Here is a 17,659-nt window from a genome sequence, read left to right on the forward strand (position 1 = left end):
ACACCAGGGATCAGTTCACTGGGGGACAGTCGACGGACCACCGTGGCCCAGCGGTTGGCGGGCAGCGCGACGCTCGGCGCGGGAGGCGGCGAGGGTCTCCAGCAGACCGACGACCTCGCGCAGCCGACGCTCACGCTCCTCGGTCCCGATCGGCTCCGCATGCCACATCCCCTCCCCGCCGGGCTCCCGCCCGGACGGACCGTCCGTCGTTCCCGTGGACCGCGCCGCCGGTACCGGCGGCGCGGTGGGGGGAGGCAGGGATCCGCGGATCCGCCGGGCCAGCCGCGTGTCGGGCACGTGCCCCGGTGGGCAGTCCAGGTGCCGGTCGGCCAGGTACAGCAACTTCCGTACGAGCACGCCGACGTCTGAGTCCGGAACGGCGACCGCGCGCGGCGCCGAGGTCGACGGCGCGGCCGCCGCGCCGGAACCGGTCGCGCACGCCGGGGGGTCGGTTGCGCCGTCGCCCAACATCCGGGCGGATAGGGCTTCTTCGGCGGTCAGGCAGGTGTCCACAACGACCGCCGCCGTACTCACCAGGACGTGGCCGAAGAAGCGCTCGGGGAAGTCGGACCGCAGCGTGAGCCGCAGCGTGCGGCCGACCCGCTCCAGCGCGTCCCCGGCCGGGCTCTCCAGCGCGGTGATCCGCGCGTCCAGCACGCCCATCGCCACCCACATGACGTGTGGCGGGGTGCCCTGGCAGGCGTGGCCCCAGGCCGCGTCCCGCAGTACCCGGGCCCGGGCCAACTCCCCCCGGTCCAGGGCGATCAGGGATCGCAGATAGGACGCGAAACCCATGGTGTCCGCGATGCCCAGGCTCTCCGCGTCCTCCAGCGCCCGCTCCGCGAGCCGGTCGGCGCGGTCCGCCTCGCCCTCCGCGTACCAGATGTCGGCGATCCGGACGAGGATCATCGGGATCTCCGTCCGGACACCCAACTCCCGTGCGTGCCGCATCGCCTCCGCGTACTCCGCACGCGCCGTCGGGAAGTCGCCCCGCGCGAAGGCGAGTTCGGCACGCACCCCACACGCCTGGCAGAGCAGCCACCGGTCCCCACTCGCCCGGGAGACCGCCTCCAGCTCCGACATGTCCGAAGGTACGAGCGGGCGCCCGGTGGGTGAGGTGACGTGGATGTGGGCGCGGAAGAGGAGCACCGCGGCGACGTCCCAGTCCCTGCCGTACTGACGGCAGTTCTCCACACACGTCTCCATCCGGCGGACCACGGAGGCCGGACCCTCCAGCAGGAACGCCATGAACGGCCAGAGGATGCCGGGAAACCGCGCCGACTCCGGTCCGGGCGTCTCGTACCGCTCCAGCAACGCCTGTGCGCCCCTGGCGTGCTCCTCGGAGCCGAGAAGCACCTGGCTGTACTGCTCCGCCAGCAGGAAGTAGCTCAGCAACTGGAGTTGGCGGTAGTCCGACTCCTGCGCCGCGTCGCGGTCCTCGGACCGGGCGGGGAACGACTCCATGATCCGGTGGATCCACTGGGCGCCCTCGTCACGGTAGTTACGCAGCCACCAGAACCAGCCGACGGCCAGGGCGAAACGGGCCGCCGTGGCGTGGTCGCCGCACCGGATGGTGCGGTGCAGCGCCGCCCGGATGTTGTCCAGATCGGCCTCCAGCCGCCACATCCAGTCGAGTTGCTCGGCCGAACGGACACGTGGTTCGGCGGCCGAGACGAACCGCAGCATCTGTGCGGTGTGCCGCTCCTCCGCCGCGGACCGCTCCGCCGGATGCTCCGCTGCGCGGTCGCGCGCGTACTCGTGGATCGTCTCCAGCATGCGGTAGCGGACACCGGCGGCCCCCGCGTCCCGGTGCTGGTCCGCGACGAGGATGGACTTGTCCACCAGCGAACCCACGAGGTCCAGCACCGCCCCCTCCGGCAGGTCCTCGTCCGCGCACACCGCCTCCGCCGCGGCCAGCACACAGCCACCGGAGAACACCGACAGCCGCCGCACGACCGTGCGTTCGGCCTCGTCCAGCAGATCCCAGGACCAGTCGACCACCGCCCGCAGCGTCTGCTGCCGGGGGAGCACCGTGCGGCTGCCGCCGGTCAGCAGCCGGAAACGGTCGTCCAGCCGGTCCGCTATCTGGCGCGGCGCGAGCGACCGCAGGCGCGCGGCGGCGAGTTCGATCGCGAGCGGCAGCCCGTCCAGCCTCCGGCAGATCTCGCCGACGGCGGCCGGATCGTTCTCCACCCGGAACCCCGCGCGGGCGGCGGCACCCCGCTCGGCGAACAACCGGTACGCCGACTCCGGCCGCAGCGGTTCCACCGGGCGCACCGTCTCGCCCTGGATGTTCAACGGCTCCCGGCTGGTGGCCAGTACCGTCACGTCGGGGCAGTGCGCCAGCAGTGTCTCCGCGAACCGGGCCGCCGCGTCGATGACGTGCTCGCAGTTGTCGAGGATCAGCAACAGACGCCGATGCGCGCAGTGTTCGAGTAGCCGCGCCAGCGCCTCGTGTCCCGCCTGCCCCCGTGGGCCCGGCGTCGCTCCCGGCGTCTGTGGACCCGGCCAGCCACCGTCCGAGGACCCGCGCCCCGCCCCGTGGTTCGCCCGGCCCCCCGACGCCGTTCGGCCGGAGGGGTCGGGCGGGGCGGGCGTGGCGGATGGACCGGGGGAGGCCGTCGCCGAACCGGTCCCGGCGCCGGGGGCGTTGGTGCCGTCGACCGGAGTCACACCGCTCCGGTCTGGCGCGACGGGCTCCATCGCGCCCTCCACAGACGGGAGTTCGGACACGATGCGGTCGGCCGTGGAGGCTTCGGACGTCGCCGGACTCCCGTACGCGGCGGCCGCGCCGTGTGCCGCCTGCGATCCCTGGGCGCCCTGGCTTCCCTGCGTCCCCTGCGCGAGCAGCGCCGTCTCCCGTCGTCCGACGGCGCTGAGCGCCGCACCCGGCAGCGCTGAGGCGTGGTCGAGCGGGGCCAGCCCCACGAACCAGACGCCGTCCGGATAGTGCTCGGCCAGCGCCGTCGCGGTCTGTTCGGCCAGGCGGGTCTTGCCGGAGCCGCCCGACCCGGTGAGCGTCACCAGCCGCGTGCCGAGAAGTTCCGCGCTCAGCGAGGCGAGTTCGTCCTCCCGGCCGACGAAACTCGTGAGCCGTTCCTGGACGTTGCCCGGGGTGCGCCGGGGCCGGACGCCCGTCCGCCGCGCCGCCTCGCCCACTCCGCCGTCCACCCCGCCGGTCCCCGACCGCTGCGGCGCCCCCACCACCGTGCCCCGCGCCTCGACGGCAGGACGACCCCCAACACCGGTGCCGGGGACGATCGTTGACGGACTCGGCGGGTCCGCCTCCGGCCTCGGAACCGGGGAGGACCGGGACGCCCGGCTCCGTTCGCGCCGCCCCGGCCGAAGGGTCTCCGGCCGCTGGGCTCCAGGGGCCGCCCCGTCGGCGTCCGGGTACGCCTCCGGGACCGGGCGGACGCTCGCGAACGGAGGTGGCTCCGGATCCGCGTGCGGTTCCGTCGCCGGGGAGGCGCCCTCGGTAGGATCAGGGCCGAGCCCGGTCTCCGAGGGCCCTCCGGGCCCTCCGACGATCCGCGACTCCGCGCGTATTCGCGCCTGTTGGAAGGTCCCCGGAGTCGAGGAGGAGCCACCGGACCACGGGGCCTCGGTCACTCCCGCGCCCTCCGGCAGCCCCACGGTCTCCGCTCGCCTCGTGGTCTCCGGCGATCCGGCGGCCTCCCTCGCGCCGCCCGAGTCCGAGACATCCTCGACGGGGGTGGACCCGGAGCCCTCCGGGAGCCTCAACTCCCCCTCGGTAGGGGCGATGTCGTGGGACGACGCGCCCCGCGTCGGCACGGCCCCTTCGCCGCCGTCCGAACCTCCGGGCCGCGCGCACCAACCGGACAGCCCCACGGGGCCACGTGCGCCTTCGGCGAACTCCGGCTCACCCCGCAACAACCCCGCGTGCAGGGCCCGCAGTTCCGGCCCGGGATCGGCGCCGAGCCGCTCCGCGATGGCCCGGCGCACCGACTCGTAGGTCTCCAGCGCCTCGGCGGTACGCCCCACCGCGTGCAACGCCCGCATCAACAAGGCCCGCACCGGCTCGTCCAGCGGCTGCTCAGTCACCAACTCCCTCAGTTCCGGCAGAACATGAGAGGCGCGGCCGAGCGCGAGATCGGCCGCTATCCGCCGCCGCACCGCGCCCGCCCGCAGTGCCGAGGCGCGCGCCGCCACCGAGGTCCGGTCCGGGAGGTCGGCCAGTGCCGGTCCCCGCCAGAGCCCGAGTGCCGTACGCAACACCTCGGCGGCGTACTGGGGTTCGCCCCGCGCCAGGGCACGATCCCCCTCGTGGACGAGCCGTTGGAAGCGGAAGAGGTCCACCTCCTCCGGGTTGGCGCGCAGTCGGTAGCCACCGGGCAGCGACTCCACCGCCTCCCTGCCCAGCGCCCTGCGCAGCCGCGCGACCAGCGCCTGCAAGGCCGCCGGGGCGTCCTCGGGCTGCGAGTCCGCGCCCGCCCAGACCTCCTCGATCAGCTCCTGGACCGGCACGGCGCCCCCACCGTCCGCCCGCAACGCGAGCGCCGCGAGCAGCGTCCGGAGCCGCTGACCGCGTAGCGACACCCGTTCGCCCTGTTCGTCTCGCGCCTCGGATGGGCCCAGGATCAGATAGCGCACGCCCCCCATTGTCGCCGAGCGCCGTCCGAACGCCGCTGGATTTCTGCCCGGACGCCCCTTCCGCCCGGCGGCTCCGGCCCGGGGCGCCCGCATCCGCGAGCACCGCCCCGCGACGGCGGACGGCGGAGAACCGGACCGAGCGCGATCGCAAGAGCGGGACGGGCGCGACGCGACGCGCACCCGTCCCCGAACAGGCCCCGCACGCCGACCCACTGGGGAACGTGCGCGTGCCTGCCCGCCTCCGGACGCGGACCGCGCCGGAAGTCACCCTCTTCGCCAGCATGTCCAGCGGCGTCAGCAACTCAGCCTGGCGTCCGCCCAGTCGGCGAGCGCCACATGGTCGTGGGACCGCACCGGATCGACCACCAGCCGCACACTGCGCACGCCCTCCAACCGCACCCGTACGGTCAACGGCCGCTCGCCCCGGCTGACTTCCCCCGAACGCCAGAGCCTCCGGCCGTCCCCGTACACCGAGAAGCGCACGGAGTGCCCGGAGGGCGACAGGTCGTCCACCCCGGTCCTCGCCTCGTACACGGAGCACGAGCGGTTGAGGTCCACCGTCACCGACGAACGCGCCGGGACAGTCACGCCGTTGGCGTGCCGCTCACCGCCCATCCGCAGCCCCCCGTCCCGCTGCCAGAGCCAACCGCTGCCCAGCGCACGGATGGTGGGGACCTTCGGGCGTTCCGGGGAGTCCGGGACGGGCCAGGTGGCCGTCTCCGCCCGGGCTCCCCGGCGCCTCTCCTCACCGCCCGGACCGGACGACACCGTCCCGGCGAAGGACCCGAGATACGTCGACGAATTGATCGGCGAATAGGGGCCGTTCACCGAGACGTGTGCGTCCGTCCGGTCGGTCCAGACCCGCGCCGAATCGTTTCCGGCACTCCGGACACGCTCGTGAGCGTCCTGATCGACCCTGTCCGCCATGGAGTTCATCGCATCGGGTGGGAACTGCCGTCCGATGACATCCCACTTCAGCTTGTGCAGGTAGTAGAGGACCGGAGCCGACGGCGCACTGGGCGGCGGCGTGGGGGTGGGCGCGGACGGCGGCGGGTCCTGGCTCGGCGGGGGCGGCGGGGTCGGGGTCGGCTTCGGAGACGGCGTCGGCCGCTGCTTCGACGGTTCCGGCCGGGGCTTGGCGGGCGGCGCGCTCGGCTCGGGGCGCGGCGCCGGCGGATCCGGCTTCGGCTCCGCGGCGGGCGCTGACGGTACCTCGGCCGACGAACTGCTCTTCGCCTCAGGCTTGTTGGGCTTGTCCCCGCTGCCGCTCAGCACCATCGCCAGCGCCACCCCGGCCGCGGTGGCCACCAGCCCCGCCGCGACGCTCACCTTCACCGGCGCGCCCACGCCCTCGGCGGCGGCGCCACCGCCCGCCGCGCCCGCGCCACCGCCCGCCGTCGAGCCACCCGCCGCGGTTCCGGCGGCCGCCGCGGCCGCGGTACCGGAGGCCGCCGCGCCACCGGTGAGCGTCGCCCCCGTACCGGTGATCAGCGCGGCGAACGCCTCCGCGCCCGCCGTACCGAACCAGCCGACCACCGCCAGCGGGACCAGCACACGGATGCGCTCGTTGAGGGACCGGACCTCCACCGCCGCCTCGCTGCACTCGGCGCACTGCGCGAGGTGCGCCCGCAGCCCGCGCTCCGCCCGCATCCGCAACCCGCCCCGCGCGAAGGCGCCCAGCCGTTCCGCGTAGCGCGCGCAGTCGCCACCGGTGGTACGCGCCCGGCTCACGTGCGCCTGAAGGTACGCCTGCTTCAGACTCTCCCGGGCACGGTGCGCGGCCGTCGCGGTGGCCTCCGGCGTCTTGCCCAGCAGCGGCGCCACCTCGCGCGGCTTTCCGCCCTCGACCGTCGTGTGCCACAGGAGGGTCTGCTCCTCCTCGGTGAGGCTGCGGAACGCCCGGAGTACCAGGCTCTGTTCGGCCTCCTCCATCGCCCGTACCTCGGCGGCCACCTCCTGCGTGTTCTCCACCGGGCCCGCGCCCACCGCGGCGGCGGACTGCGTGAACACCACGAAGTCCTCCACCAGGTGCTCCCGCTTCCGGGACTTCGACCAGGCCGCCGCCACCCGCCGGACCGAGGTCAGCAGATAGGCGCGCACCGCGCTCTCCGGCCCCGAACCCCGCTGGACGGCCTGGAGCGTCCGGGCGAAGACCTCGTTGGTGAGGTCCTCGGCGGTGTGCGCGTCCCGGCAGCAGGTACGCGCGTAGCGGCGCACCGGCTCGGCGTGCCGCCGGTACAGCTCCTCGTACGCCCCGGCCTCGCCCCGACGCATCCGCGCGACCAGCTCCGCGTCCGAGGGAACGGCGTCCACCGACCGCTCCTCCTCCGTCGCCCGCCGCCGCGCGCCCGGCCCGCGCTTCGCGCGCCGAGACGAACTCCCCCCGGCTCGCTGCTCGGGAACGCCGTCTCCGGGCTGTTCCGCCGCTCCGGACCCCGGCGCCACCTCCTGCTCCCGCCCGGCGCCGGGCACCCGCGCGGCGTCCTCCCGTTCCGGGGGCCCCTCCCGCTCCGCAGCGCCCTGCGCTCGCGGAGCGTTCTCCGGCGGGCGGCTCTGGGCGGTCATCTTCTCCGGCGGGGGATTCTGGGGCGACGGGTTCTCGGCTGACGGTTTCTGAGCGGTCATGTTCTCGGACGGTGGAGCCTGGGACGGGACCCCGTGGGGCGGGGCGCCGTCGGCGGACGTTCCCTGGGACGGCGGGTTCTCGGGCGGCGGGGCTTGGGGTGGCACGCTCTCGCTGGGCGGGGTAGGGGGCGGCGTGCCCTGCTGCGGCACGCCCCCGGTGGGTGGGGTCTGGGTGGGCAGCGCCTCGGAGGGCGGCCGCTGGTGCGGTGCGGCCGCTGGCGGGCCGCTCGCACTCCCGGAGCTGGATGCTAGGGGAGGGCTCACCCGCGGGGAGGAGGTACCCCCGGGATGTTGACCGGCGGGTGACAGTCGGCGCCGGCCCTCTCCGACCTCCCCGGACACCGTCGCCCTGGCCGAATCGCCGCGCCGCTGCTCCGGCGCCCGGTCGCGCGGCCCCGGCAGATCGGGCAGCTCGGCGTCCGCCGCGACGTCCGTCTCCCGGCCGGGAGCGGGCGCGACGGTCTCGGGCGGGACGCCCGCGGCGCCGGGAGCGGAGTCCTCGGCTCCGGAGAGGTGCGGGGAGTCGGTCCCCCGTGGGGGGGCCAGCGCGGGCCGGTCTACCGATACGTCGTCCTCGCCCCGTTTCGCCGTCCGGTCCGATTCGCGAGGTCCGTCAACTCCCATGGCAGAAGCCCCTGTTCGTGTAACCCCGAGACATCGAGTCAGCGTGACACACGGCTGCCGGAACGGTACGACCCGGCGCTGTAACCACCCTTACGAGTGGAGTTTCGCGCTGAGGCGAGGGCAGCGAGGGGGAACGACAGCGCGGGACGACGGTTCGGCCCCGCCATAACCCAGGTCAGACACGCTTTCCCCGTCCTTGTCCCGCTCGTTCCCCACCCCGCACGCCGCATTCCACCCCTCGCACGTCAACAGGCTGCCTCTCGCGGGCGTCGGGGTGCCGGGGCGCCGGGGCGCTGGGGTGCCGGGGGCCGGGTTGCCGGGTGCCGGGAACGAGGCTCTCGGGGTTCCGAACGGGGCGGGACGATCGGGGCCGGGGCCGCGTACTCGCCCACCTCCACTCACGGACCACCTCCACTCACGGGCCACCTCCACCCGGTCACCTTCAGGACCGGGGTGCACCTTCGGGACACGGGAGGCCCGCCACCGGCGGGACGGTTCCCGGATCACCTGACGGGAGCCAACGACCCACCGAAAACGCGTCGTTGAGGCAGTGCAGCGCCACCTGGCACTGGTCACGTCCACTGGACGCACAGGCCCGCCACGATGGACTGACCCTCGGACGAGGGCGGTGAGGCGGAGGCGGCCGGACGGAGGTAGCCGGACGGAGGTAGCCGCGAGGGCGGCGGGGCCGCCGGGCGAAGTGGCCGGGGGCGACCGGGCGAGGTGCAGCAGAAAGTGGTGGGCGAAGGTAGTGGGCGAGGGAAGTCGGGGCGGCGGCAGCCAGGTCGAGGGACTGCCGGAATCGCGATCCACCTGCGACGGTGGCACCGCGAGAAGGCGTCCGGAGACGGTGCCGGGACCCGGGGTGCCCCGGGAGGCGCTCCGGCCGTCGCCAGAGACGGCCCCGTCAGCCCGTCCGTCGGAACCCGGCGCCCGGCCGGAACTCCGGCCCGTGGCACGGGCGTACGAGGTGTGCGGCGGCACTCCGGTGAGAGGACCGCGCCGCTGCGGGACATGCGGCTGCCGGACACGGCGGGACGCGTGGTCGTGGCGCCCCGCCGTGCTGGCCGTTCGTTCGTCGGTTACCGGTTCGCGCCCACGCGCTGGTGGGAGCGGAGCCCCTCCAGCAGGATGTCGAGCAGCCGGGTCGCCGCCGCGGCCTGCTGCGCCGGATCGGGCAGCGCCGGAGCGGTGGTGGCGATCACGAGCAGTACGTCCCCGATGGTCACGTCGGTCCGCAGCTCACCCGCCGACCGTGCCCGCTCGACCAACTGACCCACGACATCGAGCAGTTCGGCGGCGCCCGGATCATCGTCAAAGCGTTCCGCCGGAGTCTGCCGCTCCGAGTCGCGCTGCTCGACCAGCCGCAGCCCCGGTTCGCCCTCACGCTGCCGCTGCTGCGGTACGCGCAGGGCGATGCCCTCGCCACCCGCCGGGACCGCGTACGTCCCGGTGCTGGACTCGGCCGACTCGCCGGACCCCGCCTGCTCGGCGGGAGTGCCGTCCCCCGCCCGCAGGACGCGCGGCGGCAGCAGCCGCCCCGCGCCGGAGGCGACCGAGGTCCGCAGGAAGCGGGAGAGCGCCGCCCACGGGTCGTCCTCCTGACCCAGCGCCGCCCGGGCCTGTTCGGTCAGTCTGGCCGTCTCCTCCTCCGCGATCCGCCGGACCAGTACGTCCTTGCTGGGGAAGCGGCGGTAGACCGTACCCACCCCGACGCGGGCGCGGCGTGCCACGTCCTCCATCGGGGCGCCGTAGCCCAGTTCGCCGAAGACCTCGCGAGCCGCCCGCAGCACGTGCTCCAGATTCCGCTGCGCGTCAACTCGCAGCGGAGCTGTGCGGCCCGCCGTGCTCCCCGTGCCGCTGTGGGCGCCGGTGGTCGTCGGCGCCCCCGCGACGGCGGCCGAAGCCGCATGAGAGCCGTGAATTCCCTGAATGTGCATATGTGATCCCCCGGTTATGACGGTCTCCCCCCGGAGACCCCGCGCGCTCTTGCGGTCGGAGCACCCGTCCGGTACGGGTGTCGGCAGCGGGCCGACACGTCTCGCACCATGTAGCACCCCGATGAGATACGAACATAGTTGAGCCCAGGACGTGAGAGAAGAGGGTAGTTGGGCAGGGACCGCCCCTCGATCGGAGTACGACCCTGATCCGCCCCCATTCGCGCCGTCTTGCGCCCCCCAACCGCCGTGTATGACCAGCGTCTTCGCCGTCGATGGCAGTACCGCACCGAGGCGGACGGCCATATTCCGCCACACGGACAATTTCCTGGGCCTGTGGACAAAACCCGGCTCCCGGGTGCGTCATGGACGGGTGACCACGGAGGAGCAGCGGCGCAGCGGACCCACCCGGATTCTCATCGTGGGTGGTGGATATGTCGGTTTGTACACGGCCCTGCGCCTCCAGGAGAAACTGCGGCGGCAGCTCAAACGAGGCGCCGCCGAACGCCGGGACCAGCACGGTGAGGTGCCCGGCGCCGACCGCGAGCCCGGCGACTCCGGAGCGCCCGCCGCCGTGGGGGCGGCCGAACAGCGGGACGCCGTGGAGATCGTGGTGGTCAGCCCCGACCCGTACATGACCTATCAGCCGTTCCTCCCGGAAGCCGCCGCCGGATCCATCTCGCCACGCCATGTCGTCGTCCCCCTCCGTCGGGTGCTGCCGCACTGCCGACTCGTCATCGGCGAGGTGCGGGAGATCGATCACGAGAGCCGCACCGCGCGCGTGGTCACCCTCGCCACGGTGGAGACCGGTTCCGAGGCCATCGACATTCCCTACGACGAGATCGTCCTCGCCCCCGGTTCCGTTTCGCGCACGCTCCCCGTGCCCGGGCTGGCCGAACACGGCATCGGGTTCAAGACCGTCGAAGAGGCCATCGGACTCCGCAACCACGTGCTCGAACAGCTCGACATCGCCTCCTCCACCCGCGATCCGGCGCTCCGGGACGCCGCCCTCACCTTCGTCTTCGTGGGCGGCGGCTACGCCGGGGTGGAGGCGCTGGCCGAACTGGAGGACATGGCCCGCTACGCCTGCCGCTACTACCACAACATCCGGCCGGAGGAACTGACGTTCCTGCTGGTGGAGGCGAGCGACCGGATCCTGCCCGAGGTGGGTTCCGAGATGGGCGCCTACGCCCTGCGCGAGCTGCGCGCCCGGAACATCGACGTCCGCCTGGGGACCCGGCTGGAGTCCTGCGAGAACCGCGTCGCCCTGCTCGACGACGGCTCCCGGCACCCGGCGCGCACGCTGGTCTGGACGGCCGGAGTCAAGCCCCATCCGGTGCTCGCCGGGACCGGCTTCCCCCTGACCGCCCGCGGCCGGGTCCGCTGCACACCGCAACTGCGGGTCGCGGGAGTCGAGCACGCCTGGGCGGCGGGTGACGCCGCGTCCGTACCCGACCTGACGGCAAAGCGGCGAGCGGAGCGCCACGGCGAGGTCAAGCGGGGCGCCGAGCACGAGAGCGACCGCGACGGCGGCGCGAGCGAGGGCGATCACCGGAGCGGTGACGCGAGCGAGCGGGCAGCACACCGGGAACGGGCGAACCCCGCGACCCCCGAGGGCACGGACGGACCTCCGGGGGCGAGCGGCACCCCCTCGGCGCCCGGCGAACGCGCCAGCCGACCGGCGCCCTCCGAAGCCGCCGACGCGAGCGAACAGGCCGAACTCCCGGCGGAACTCCCGGAGAACGCCGCCGCGATGGCGGGTGAGGACGCCGGGGCGCGACGGAGCGGAGAGGGGCGCGTGACCTCGACAGGGCGGACGGGACGCGCAGCGGAACCAGCCCCCGCGACCGAATGCGCCCCCAACGCCCAGCACGCGGTCCGCCAGGCGCGGTGCCTCGCGGACAACATCGCCGCCTCGCTCACCGGTCGGCCCCTGTCCGACTACCGTCACTCCTACGCCGGTTCGGTCGCCTCGCTCGGCCTGCACAAGGGCGTGGCACACGTCTACGGACGCAAACTCAAGGGCTATCCGGCCTGGTTCATGCACCGCGCATACCATCTCAGCCGCGTCCCCACCTTCAACCGAAAGGCCCGCGTGCTCTCCGAATGGGTACTCTCCGGACTCTTCAAACGGGAGATCGTCTCGCTCGGCTCCCTGGAGCACCCCCGGGCGGAGTTCGAGCTGGCGGCGGGCACCGAACGCCGCCCACACGCGAGTTGAGGAACTCCCGGCCGGGCCGCGGCGTCTGACGGATGTCACCGCTTCGCGTCCTATGCGACATGTGACCATGGGTGGGTTCCACATTGGCGGAGAGTGACGGTCGCGTCCGCGCGGCGTGTGCTCACCGCGCGACTCCCCCCGGACCACGCACCACACCACGAGGAATCGGCAGACCGTGAATTTCACGCGCTGGAGCGTCCGACTGCCCGGCACACAGCGGCGAACAGCCGCCCAAGTGGCGAAGAACCAGGTGGCGAAGAAGGGGAACAGGGCGCGGCAACGGTCCCGAAACGCCAGAGGCCGCGAGAGCACCGCGTCAGTCGGGACGCCGGAGCAGCCCGGCCCCACCACCCCCGGTGCGCACCGGACGGAGAGCGGGCTCGGGCCGAACCCCACATCGGCCGTACCCGCCGCGTCAGCGGACCAGCCCGGCGTCAACGGCGCGGGCACCAGCGACGGCGGGCGCGTCAACGAGCCGGACACCGGGGACTCACCGCCCGTCACCGAAGAGGCCCGGCCAGTCCCGGAAGCCCGCCCCGATCCCCGGGACGGGCAGCCGGGCGACGCCCAGACCGCCCCGCGCCCCGTTCGCGGAACCACCGCGTCCGGCGCGGCCGGGACGGCCTCCCGGCCGAACGGCGATGACAGCGCTCCGGCCACCCGCGGGCACGGCCACAGCAACAGCCGCCCCGCCAGGCCGGATCCGGTTCCAGGGCAGTCGTCCGCCGCCAGCCGCACCACTCCGGAACGGACGAACCGCGGCGGGCACCCGGTCCCGGCGGCCCGGAACCGTGGCGGTGGTCGTCCGGCCGACGCCGCCCCCGCCCGCGCCACCCACGGATCCGGTGTCTTCCGCGCGGGCGTCCGTGGCGGTGACGCCACCCAGGCCCGGGTACCACGCAGCATTGACGCACTCTCCGTCCACGATCTGCTCGGAAAGGTTCCGGCCCCGGCCGCCGTCGTGCACGGCTCGGACCATCGGGTCGCCTTCGTCAACGAGGCCTATACCGCCGCCTTCGGAACGCGTCACACCGGGGCACGCGCCCGGGAGGCCCTTCCCGAACTCGTCGAACTCGGCCTCCTGCCGCTCATGGACCAGGTGCTCCGCAGCGGACGCCCCCGCACCGTCAAGTCGCGCCGGGTGCCCGGCGCCGGACCTACCGCGGGCCGGGACGGCTACTACACCTTCACCTGCACCCCCATCACCTCCTCCGAGGACGACGGGGTGCTGATCTTCGCCGCCGACGTGACCGACCAGGTCGAGTCCGCCGAACGGCTCCGTGTCAGCGAGCGACGGCAACGCGAGGCCGCGGTCACTCTCCAACGCAGCCTGCTCCCACAGGAACTGGAGCAGCCCGACGAACTCCGGGTAGCCGCCACCTACCAGCCGGGCGGCACCGACGCGGCCGTCGGCGGCGACTGGTACGACGTGATCACCCTCGGCGCCGGCCGCACCGCCCTCGTCATCGGGGACGTGATGGGCAGGGGAGTCCGAGCCGCCGCCGTCATGGGTCAGTTGCGCACCGCGGTGCGCGCCTACGCCCGCCTCGACCTTCCGCCGCACGAGATCCTGCAACTGCTCGACGGCCTCGCTGCCGAAATCGACGCCAGTCAGATCGCCACCTGCGTCTACGCCGTACACGACCCCAGCGAGGGCCGGCTCATCTACGCCTCCGCCGGCCACCTCCCCATCCTGGTGCGCGAAGCCGACGGCAACGTCCGCCGCGCCACCGAGCACACCGGGCCACCACTCGGCACCGGCAGCTGGCTGCACAGCTCGGGTTCCGTCCCGCTGGAGCCGGGGGCCACCGCCGTCCTCTACACCGATGGACTCGTCGAGCGCCGGGACACCGATATCGACGACGGCGTCGACGCGCTGGAACGGGCGATCTCCGGCGCGGACGGCGCCCCGGAGATCGTCTGCGACCGGTTGCTGCGCTCCCTCGGCATCACCGCCGAACACGACGACGACGTCGCGGTACTCGTTCTCCAGCACCCCGCCCGAAGCGGTGAGGAGGCCGAACTCTTCCGCGGTGCCGCACTCGACCTGCTGGGCGGCGTTGAGGCCGCCCCACGTGCCCGCGCCTTCGCCTCCGGTGTGCTCGCCTCCTGGCGGTTCCCCGCCGAACTGCGCGAACTGGCCGTGCTCGCCACCAGCGAGCTCGTCGCCAACTCCCTTCAGCACGGCACCCCGCCGATGCGACTGCGGCTGCGCCGCACCGACCGCCGTCTGATCATCGAGGTCACGGACGGAGACGACCACCTGCCCCGCCGTCGTCGGGCCGAACCCGTCGACGAGTCGGGACGCGGCATCTCGATCGTCGCCACCATCGCCTCCGCCTGGGGATCCCGCAGAACCCCGGGCGGCAAGGCCGTCTGGTGTGAGTTCACCCTGCCCGGCCGATAAGGCCGGCGAGCCCGTCCACCCAACCCCTCGACAGCCTGCTCCTGGTACCACCGGGCGCCCCCTCGCGCGCTCACACACCACCCCGCACACCAACCTCTCCACTCACGACCCACCTCACCGTCGCCCCGTCACCGCCACCACGGCCGAACTCCCGCTCCAGCCGCGACCCCCCGAAACCCCGCCCCCCGAAACCCCGAAGGCCGAAGCCCAGCGACTCCGGGGCTCCGGGACGTCGAGCCCCGGAGCGGGAGAACCACGAGCTGCCCAACTCACCAACTCCCCGTCACGCCGACGGGCAGCACCCACGCACACGCCCCCCACTCCGAGGTGCCCGGTCCGTCTCAGGAGGCCGGAACGCAGACGGGCACGGGTACCGCCTCCGTGGTGTCGCGCGACGAACCAGCACCCTCGGAGGCTGCGGAAGCGACCTCGGCTTTCTCAGCGGACTCATCGCCGGTAGCGGAGACCGCCGACGGGGCATCGCGTGCCCCGCCCCGTGCGACAACCCCACCGCGCAGCGGGCTGTCCTGCTCTGCGGTGAGCTGCCGCCCCAGCACCAGCGCCAGCGCGGATATCCCCAACGAGCACAGCACCAGCAACACGATGTAGAGCCCGTAGGCCCCCAACGCCGCCAGCAGTCCGCCAATCGCCGGGCCCACCGCCAGCGCCAGCTGCTTGACCAGCGCGAACGCCGAGTTGTACTGACCCATCAGCCGGGCCGGAGCCAGATCGGCGACCAGCGGCGCGACCGTCGGGGAGAGCATCGTCTCGCCCAGACCGAAGAGCGCGTACGTTCCGATCAGCAGCGCCGTCGCCATGGCTGGAACCGCGTTCACCAGGCCGGAGGCGCCCGCCGCCAGCCAGGCGACCATCCATATCAACCCCACCAGAGCCACCACGCGGCTGCGTCGCCGTCGCTCGACTATCCGCAGCATCGTGAACTGAGCGATAACGATGACGCCGGTGTTGGCAGCGAGCGCGACTCCGAGTGTCGAGGTCGAGATACCGGTCACGTCCACCGCGTAGGCGGAGAGCCCGGACTCGAACTGCCCGTAGCAGGTGAAGAAGAGAACGAAGCCCAGTACGCAGAGCAACACCATCGGACGGTCCCGGAAGAGCACGCCCCAGCCGCTACCAGGCCTCTCGCCCGTCGCGAGTTCCCGCGGCGCCTCGTCCCGGACGGCTCGCCGCTCGACGCCCGCCGGGACTCGCACCGCTCGCTCCAGCTCGGGGCCGGGCATACGCACCCCTCGCAGCACGATCAGCAGTGTGACGAACATGGCCGCCTCGATCGTGAAGAGCACGGTGAAGCTGGCTGGGCGGTGTTCGTCCACCAGCAGGCCCCCCAGCAACCCGCCGATGCCCAGCCCGAGGTTGTTGAGGAAGAACTGGGTGGCGAAGGCCCGTGACCGCGTCGTCGAGTCAGAGCACCGGACGATCATGGTGGCCAGAGCGGGTTGCAGCACCGCGATGCCGCCGCCCAGAAGAGCCGAGGCCAGTAGAGCTGTGGGCGCGCTGCCCGCGACTCCGAAGGCCAGGGCACCGGTGACCGCGAGACCGGTACCGATCACGACCATGGCCATCGGGCCCCGCCGGTCGATCACCCGCCCGGCGAAGGGCAGCACCACCAGAGCGGCCGCGGCGAACGCCGCGAGCACCGCACCGGCCGTGCCGTTGCCGAGATCTCGGACCCTGGCCACGTACACGAAGAGGAACGGCATCGTGAAGCCGCTACCGAACGCCGCCAGGGCGTTGCCAAGCTGGATGCGACGCAGCATCGCGCCCCCCGAGGAAACCACACTCACCTGCCTTGATCAGGGCTGCGCACAGCCGTACGAGAGACCATCGGTTGCCACAGCGCCGACCACGTACCGATCACATACCGAGCACGGCGCCGAACCGACAGTTAGAACCTAAAGTTCGGAGCTAAAGACTACACGGGGCAAGTCTTCAGGTCGAACAGCCTTCCGTGGGATACTCCGGAGCATGTCCGACCAGCTACCGCCGCTCGATGAGCAGATCGCGATCTACCAGCGCGAGTACCAGGACCTGGACCCCCAGGTGGAGAAGGTCGTGAACGCGCTCAGCCGCCTGGATCGCCGCATGACCGTCGCCTACGGGCGGCAGTTGGCCACGCTCGGGTTGAGCAGCGCCGAGTGGGAGGTGCTGAAGGAACTCGTGATGTCCGGCTCGCCCTACCAGCTCTGGCCAGGCACCATCGCCAGACGCCTCGGCCTGACGCCCGCCGCGATGACGCACCGGATCGACCGCATGGTCATCCAGGGACTCGTGACCCGCGAACGCGACCCGGAGAACCGGGTCCGGGTGATCGTCGGCCTGACCGACCAGGGGCGGGAGAAGTGGCTTCAGGTGATGCAGGGGGCATCTCTGTTCGAGGGGGAGCTGCTCCAGGACCTCACCACCGCGGAGCGGGCCCTGCTCGGCGAACTGCTGACTCGCCTGCTGCGCCGAGTCGAGGAAGCGCAGCCGGACGCCGGAGGGCGGCTCACCGACCTGGACTGACGGCCCGCGTCCGCTCGACGGGGCGGGTGCCGACTCGCGCGACAGCTGAGCGCCACCCCCTGAGCGTTCAGCGGGACCCACACCCTGGCGATCAGCGGAGTGCGCTGGTCTCAGCCGGTTGGACGCCGGTACTGGAAAACGGAGTTGACAGGCCAGTCGGGGGTACGTAGTCTCCTGCGAGCTGTCGGGGAGTCCTTGTGGCTGCTCGGCGGTTTCTGCCGTTTTCGGCGTCTACTACTGTGATTGTTTCCCTTTTCTGGGGCTTTTCGGTGTGCTGGCTTTTTCTGGTGCGCTGTGGGTTCCGGGGGTTTCGTGCGGGTGGGGTCTGTTGGTTCGGGCTCGATTTTGTGCGGGGCGGGGGTTCGGTTAACGTAGTGGACACGTCGAAAGGCGTCCCAGCCCGACTGGGGATCAGGAATTCGAGTTTTTGGGCCGGTTCGGTTCGGGAAATTGGATCTGATAGTGTCGGGGACACACCGAGAGGGAAGCGCCCGGAGGGCCTGGTTTCAGGTTCGATGGAAGCGTCCGTTCTTTGAGAACTCAACAGCGTGCCAAAAGTCAACGCCAGATTGTTGATACCCCGTTCACGGGCTGCGTCTCACTTTTTGTGTGGGGTGTGGTTTGTGGATGTGGTTCCTTTGATTGATTTTGATGACAGCGAGGATGCTGGATGCTGACGGAATGATTCCTTTCGTTGGTGTCGCTCTC

General features: G+C 72.7%; 7 protein-coding genes. 3 read left to right on the top strand and 4 right to left on the bottom strand.

Annotated elements, in window-relative coordinates; genetic code table 11:
* Positions 1-15: 15 nt before the first annotated feature.
* From E0L36_RS28025 to E0L36_RS23800, 3 genes are all read right to left on the bottom strand, one after another.
* The gene (locus tag E0L36_RS28025) at positions 16-4,614 is read right to left on the bottom strand and encodes a BTAD domain-containing putative transcriptional regulator (RefSeq protein ID WP_374705580.1); all 4,599 of its coding nucleotides are present in this window, start codon (positions 4,612-4,614) and stop codon (positions 16-18) included.
* A gap of 294 nt (positions 4,615-4,908) precedes the next feature.
* Positions 4,909-7,239, bottom strand: coding sequence for a sigma-70 family RNA polymerase sigma factor (locus E0L36_RS23795; protein WP_180931321.1), 2,331 nt, complete (start codon positions 7,237-7,239; stop codon positions 4,909-4,911).
* 1,706 nt (positions 7,240-8,945) lie between these two features.
* A complete protein-coding gene (locus tag E0L36_RS23800; protein ID WP_180931322.1) occupies positions 8,946-9,803 on the bottom strand; it encodes a TetR/AcrR family transcriptional regulator in 858 nt (285 codons plus the stop codon).
* A 370-nt stretch (positions 9,804-10,173) separates the two neighbouring features.
* On the opposite strand from E0L36_RS23800, the gene E0L36_RS23805 reads away from it, so the two are divergent.
* Positions 10,174-12,021, top strand: coding sequence for an FAD-dependent oxidoreductase (locus tag E0L36_RS23805; RefSeq protein WP_308416905.1), 1,848 nt, complete (start codon positions 10,174-10,176; stop codon positions 12,019-12,021).
* Positions 12,022-12,196: 175 nt separating this feature from the next.
* Positions 12,197-14,428: a SpoIIE family protein phosphatase gene (locus E0L36_RS23810; protein ID WP_308416906.1), complete on the top strand. Its 2,232-nt coding sequence runs from the start codon at positions 12,197-12,199 to the stop codon at positions 14,426-14,428.
* A gap of 341 nt (positions 14,429-14,769) precedes the next feature.
* Here E0L36_RS23810 and E0L36_RS23815 read toward each other — a convergent pair whose 3' ends face one another.
* Positions 14,770-16,206 (bottom strand): MFS transporter, encoded by a 1,437-nt coding sequence (locus tag E0L36_RS23815; protein ID WP_180931323.1) that lies wholly within the window; start codon positions 16,204-16,206, stop codon positions 14,770-14,772.
* A gap of 208 nt (positions 16,207-16,414) precedes the next feature.
* Between E0L36_RS23815 and E0L36_RS23820 the strand changes: the two genes are divergently transcribed.
* Positions 16,415-16,951 (top strand): MarR family winged helix-turn-helix transcriptional regulator, encoded by a 537-nt coding sequence (locus tag E0L36_RS23820; RefSeq protein WP_180931324.1) that lies wholly within the window; start codon positions 16,415-16,417, stop codon positions 16,949-16,951.
* Positions 16,952-17,659: the final 708 nt, after the last annotated feature.

The sequence above is a fragment of the Streptomyces sp. AJS327 genome (assembly GCF_013450295.1).
GTDB lineage: Bacteria > Actinomycetota > Actinomycetes > Streptomycetales > Streptomycetaceae > Streptomyces.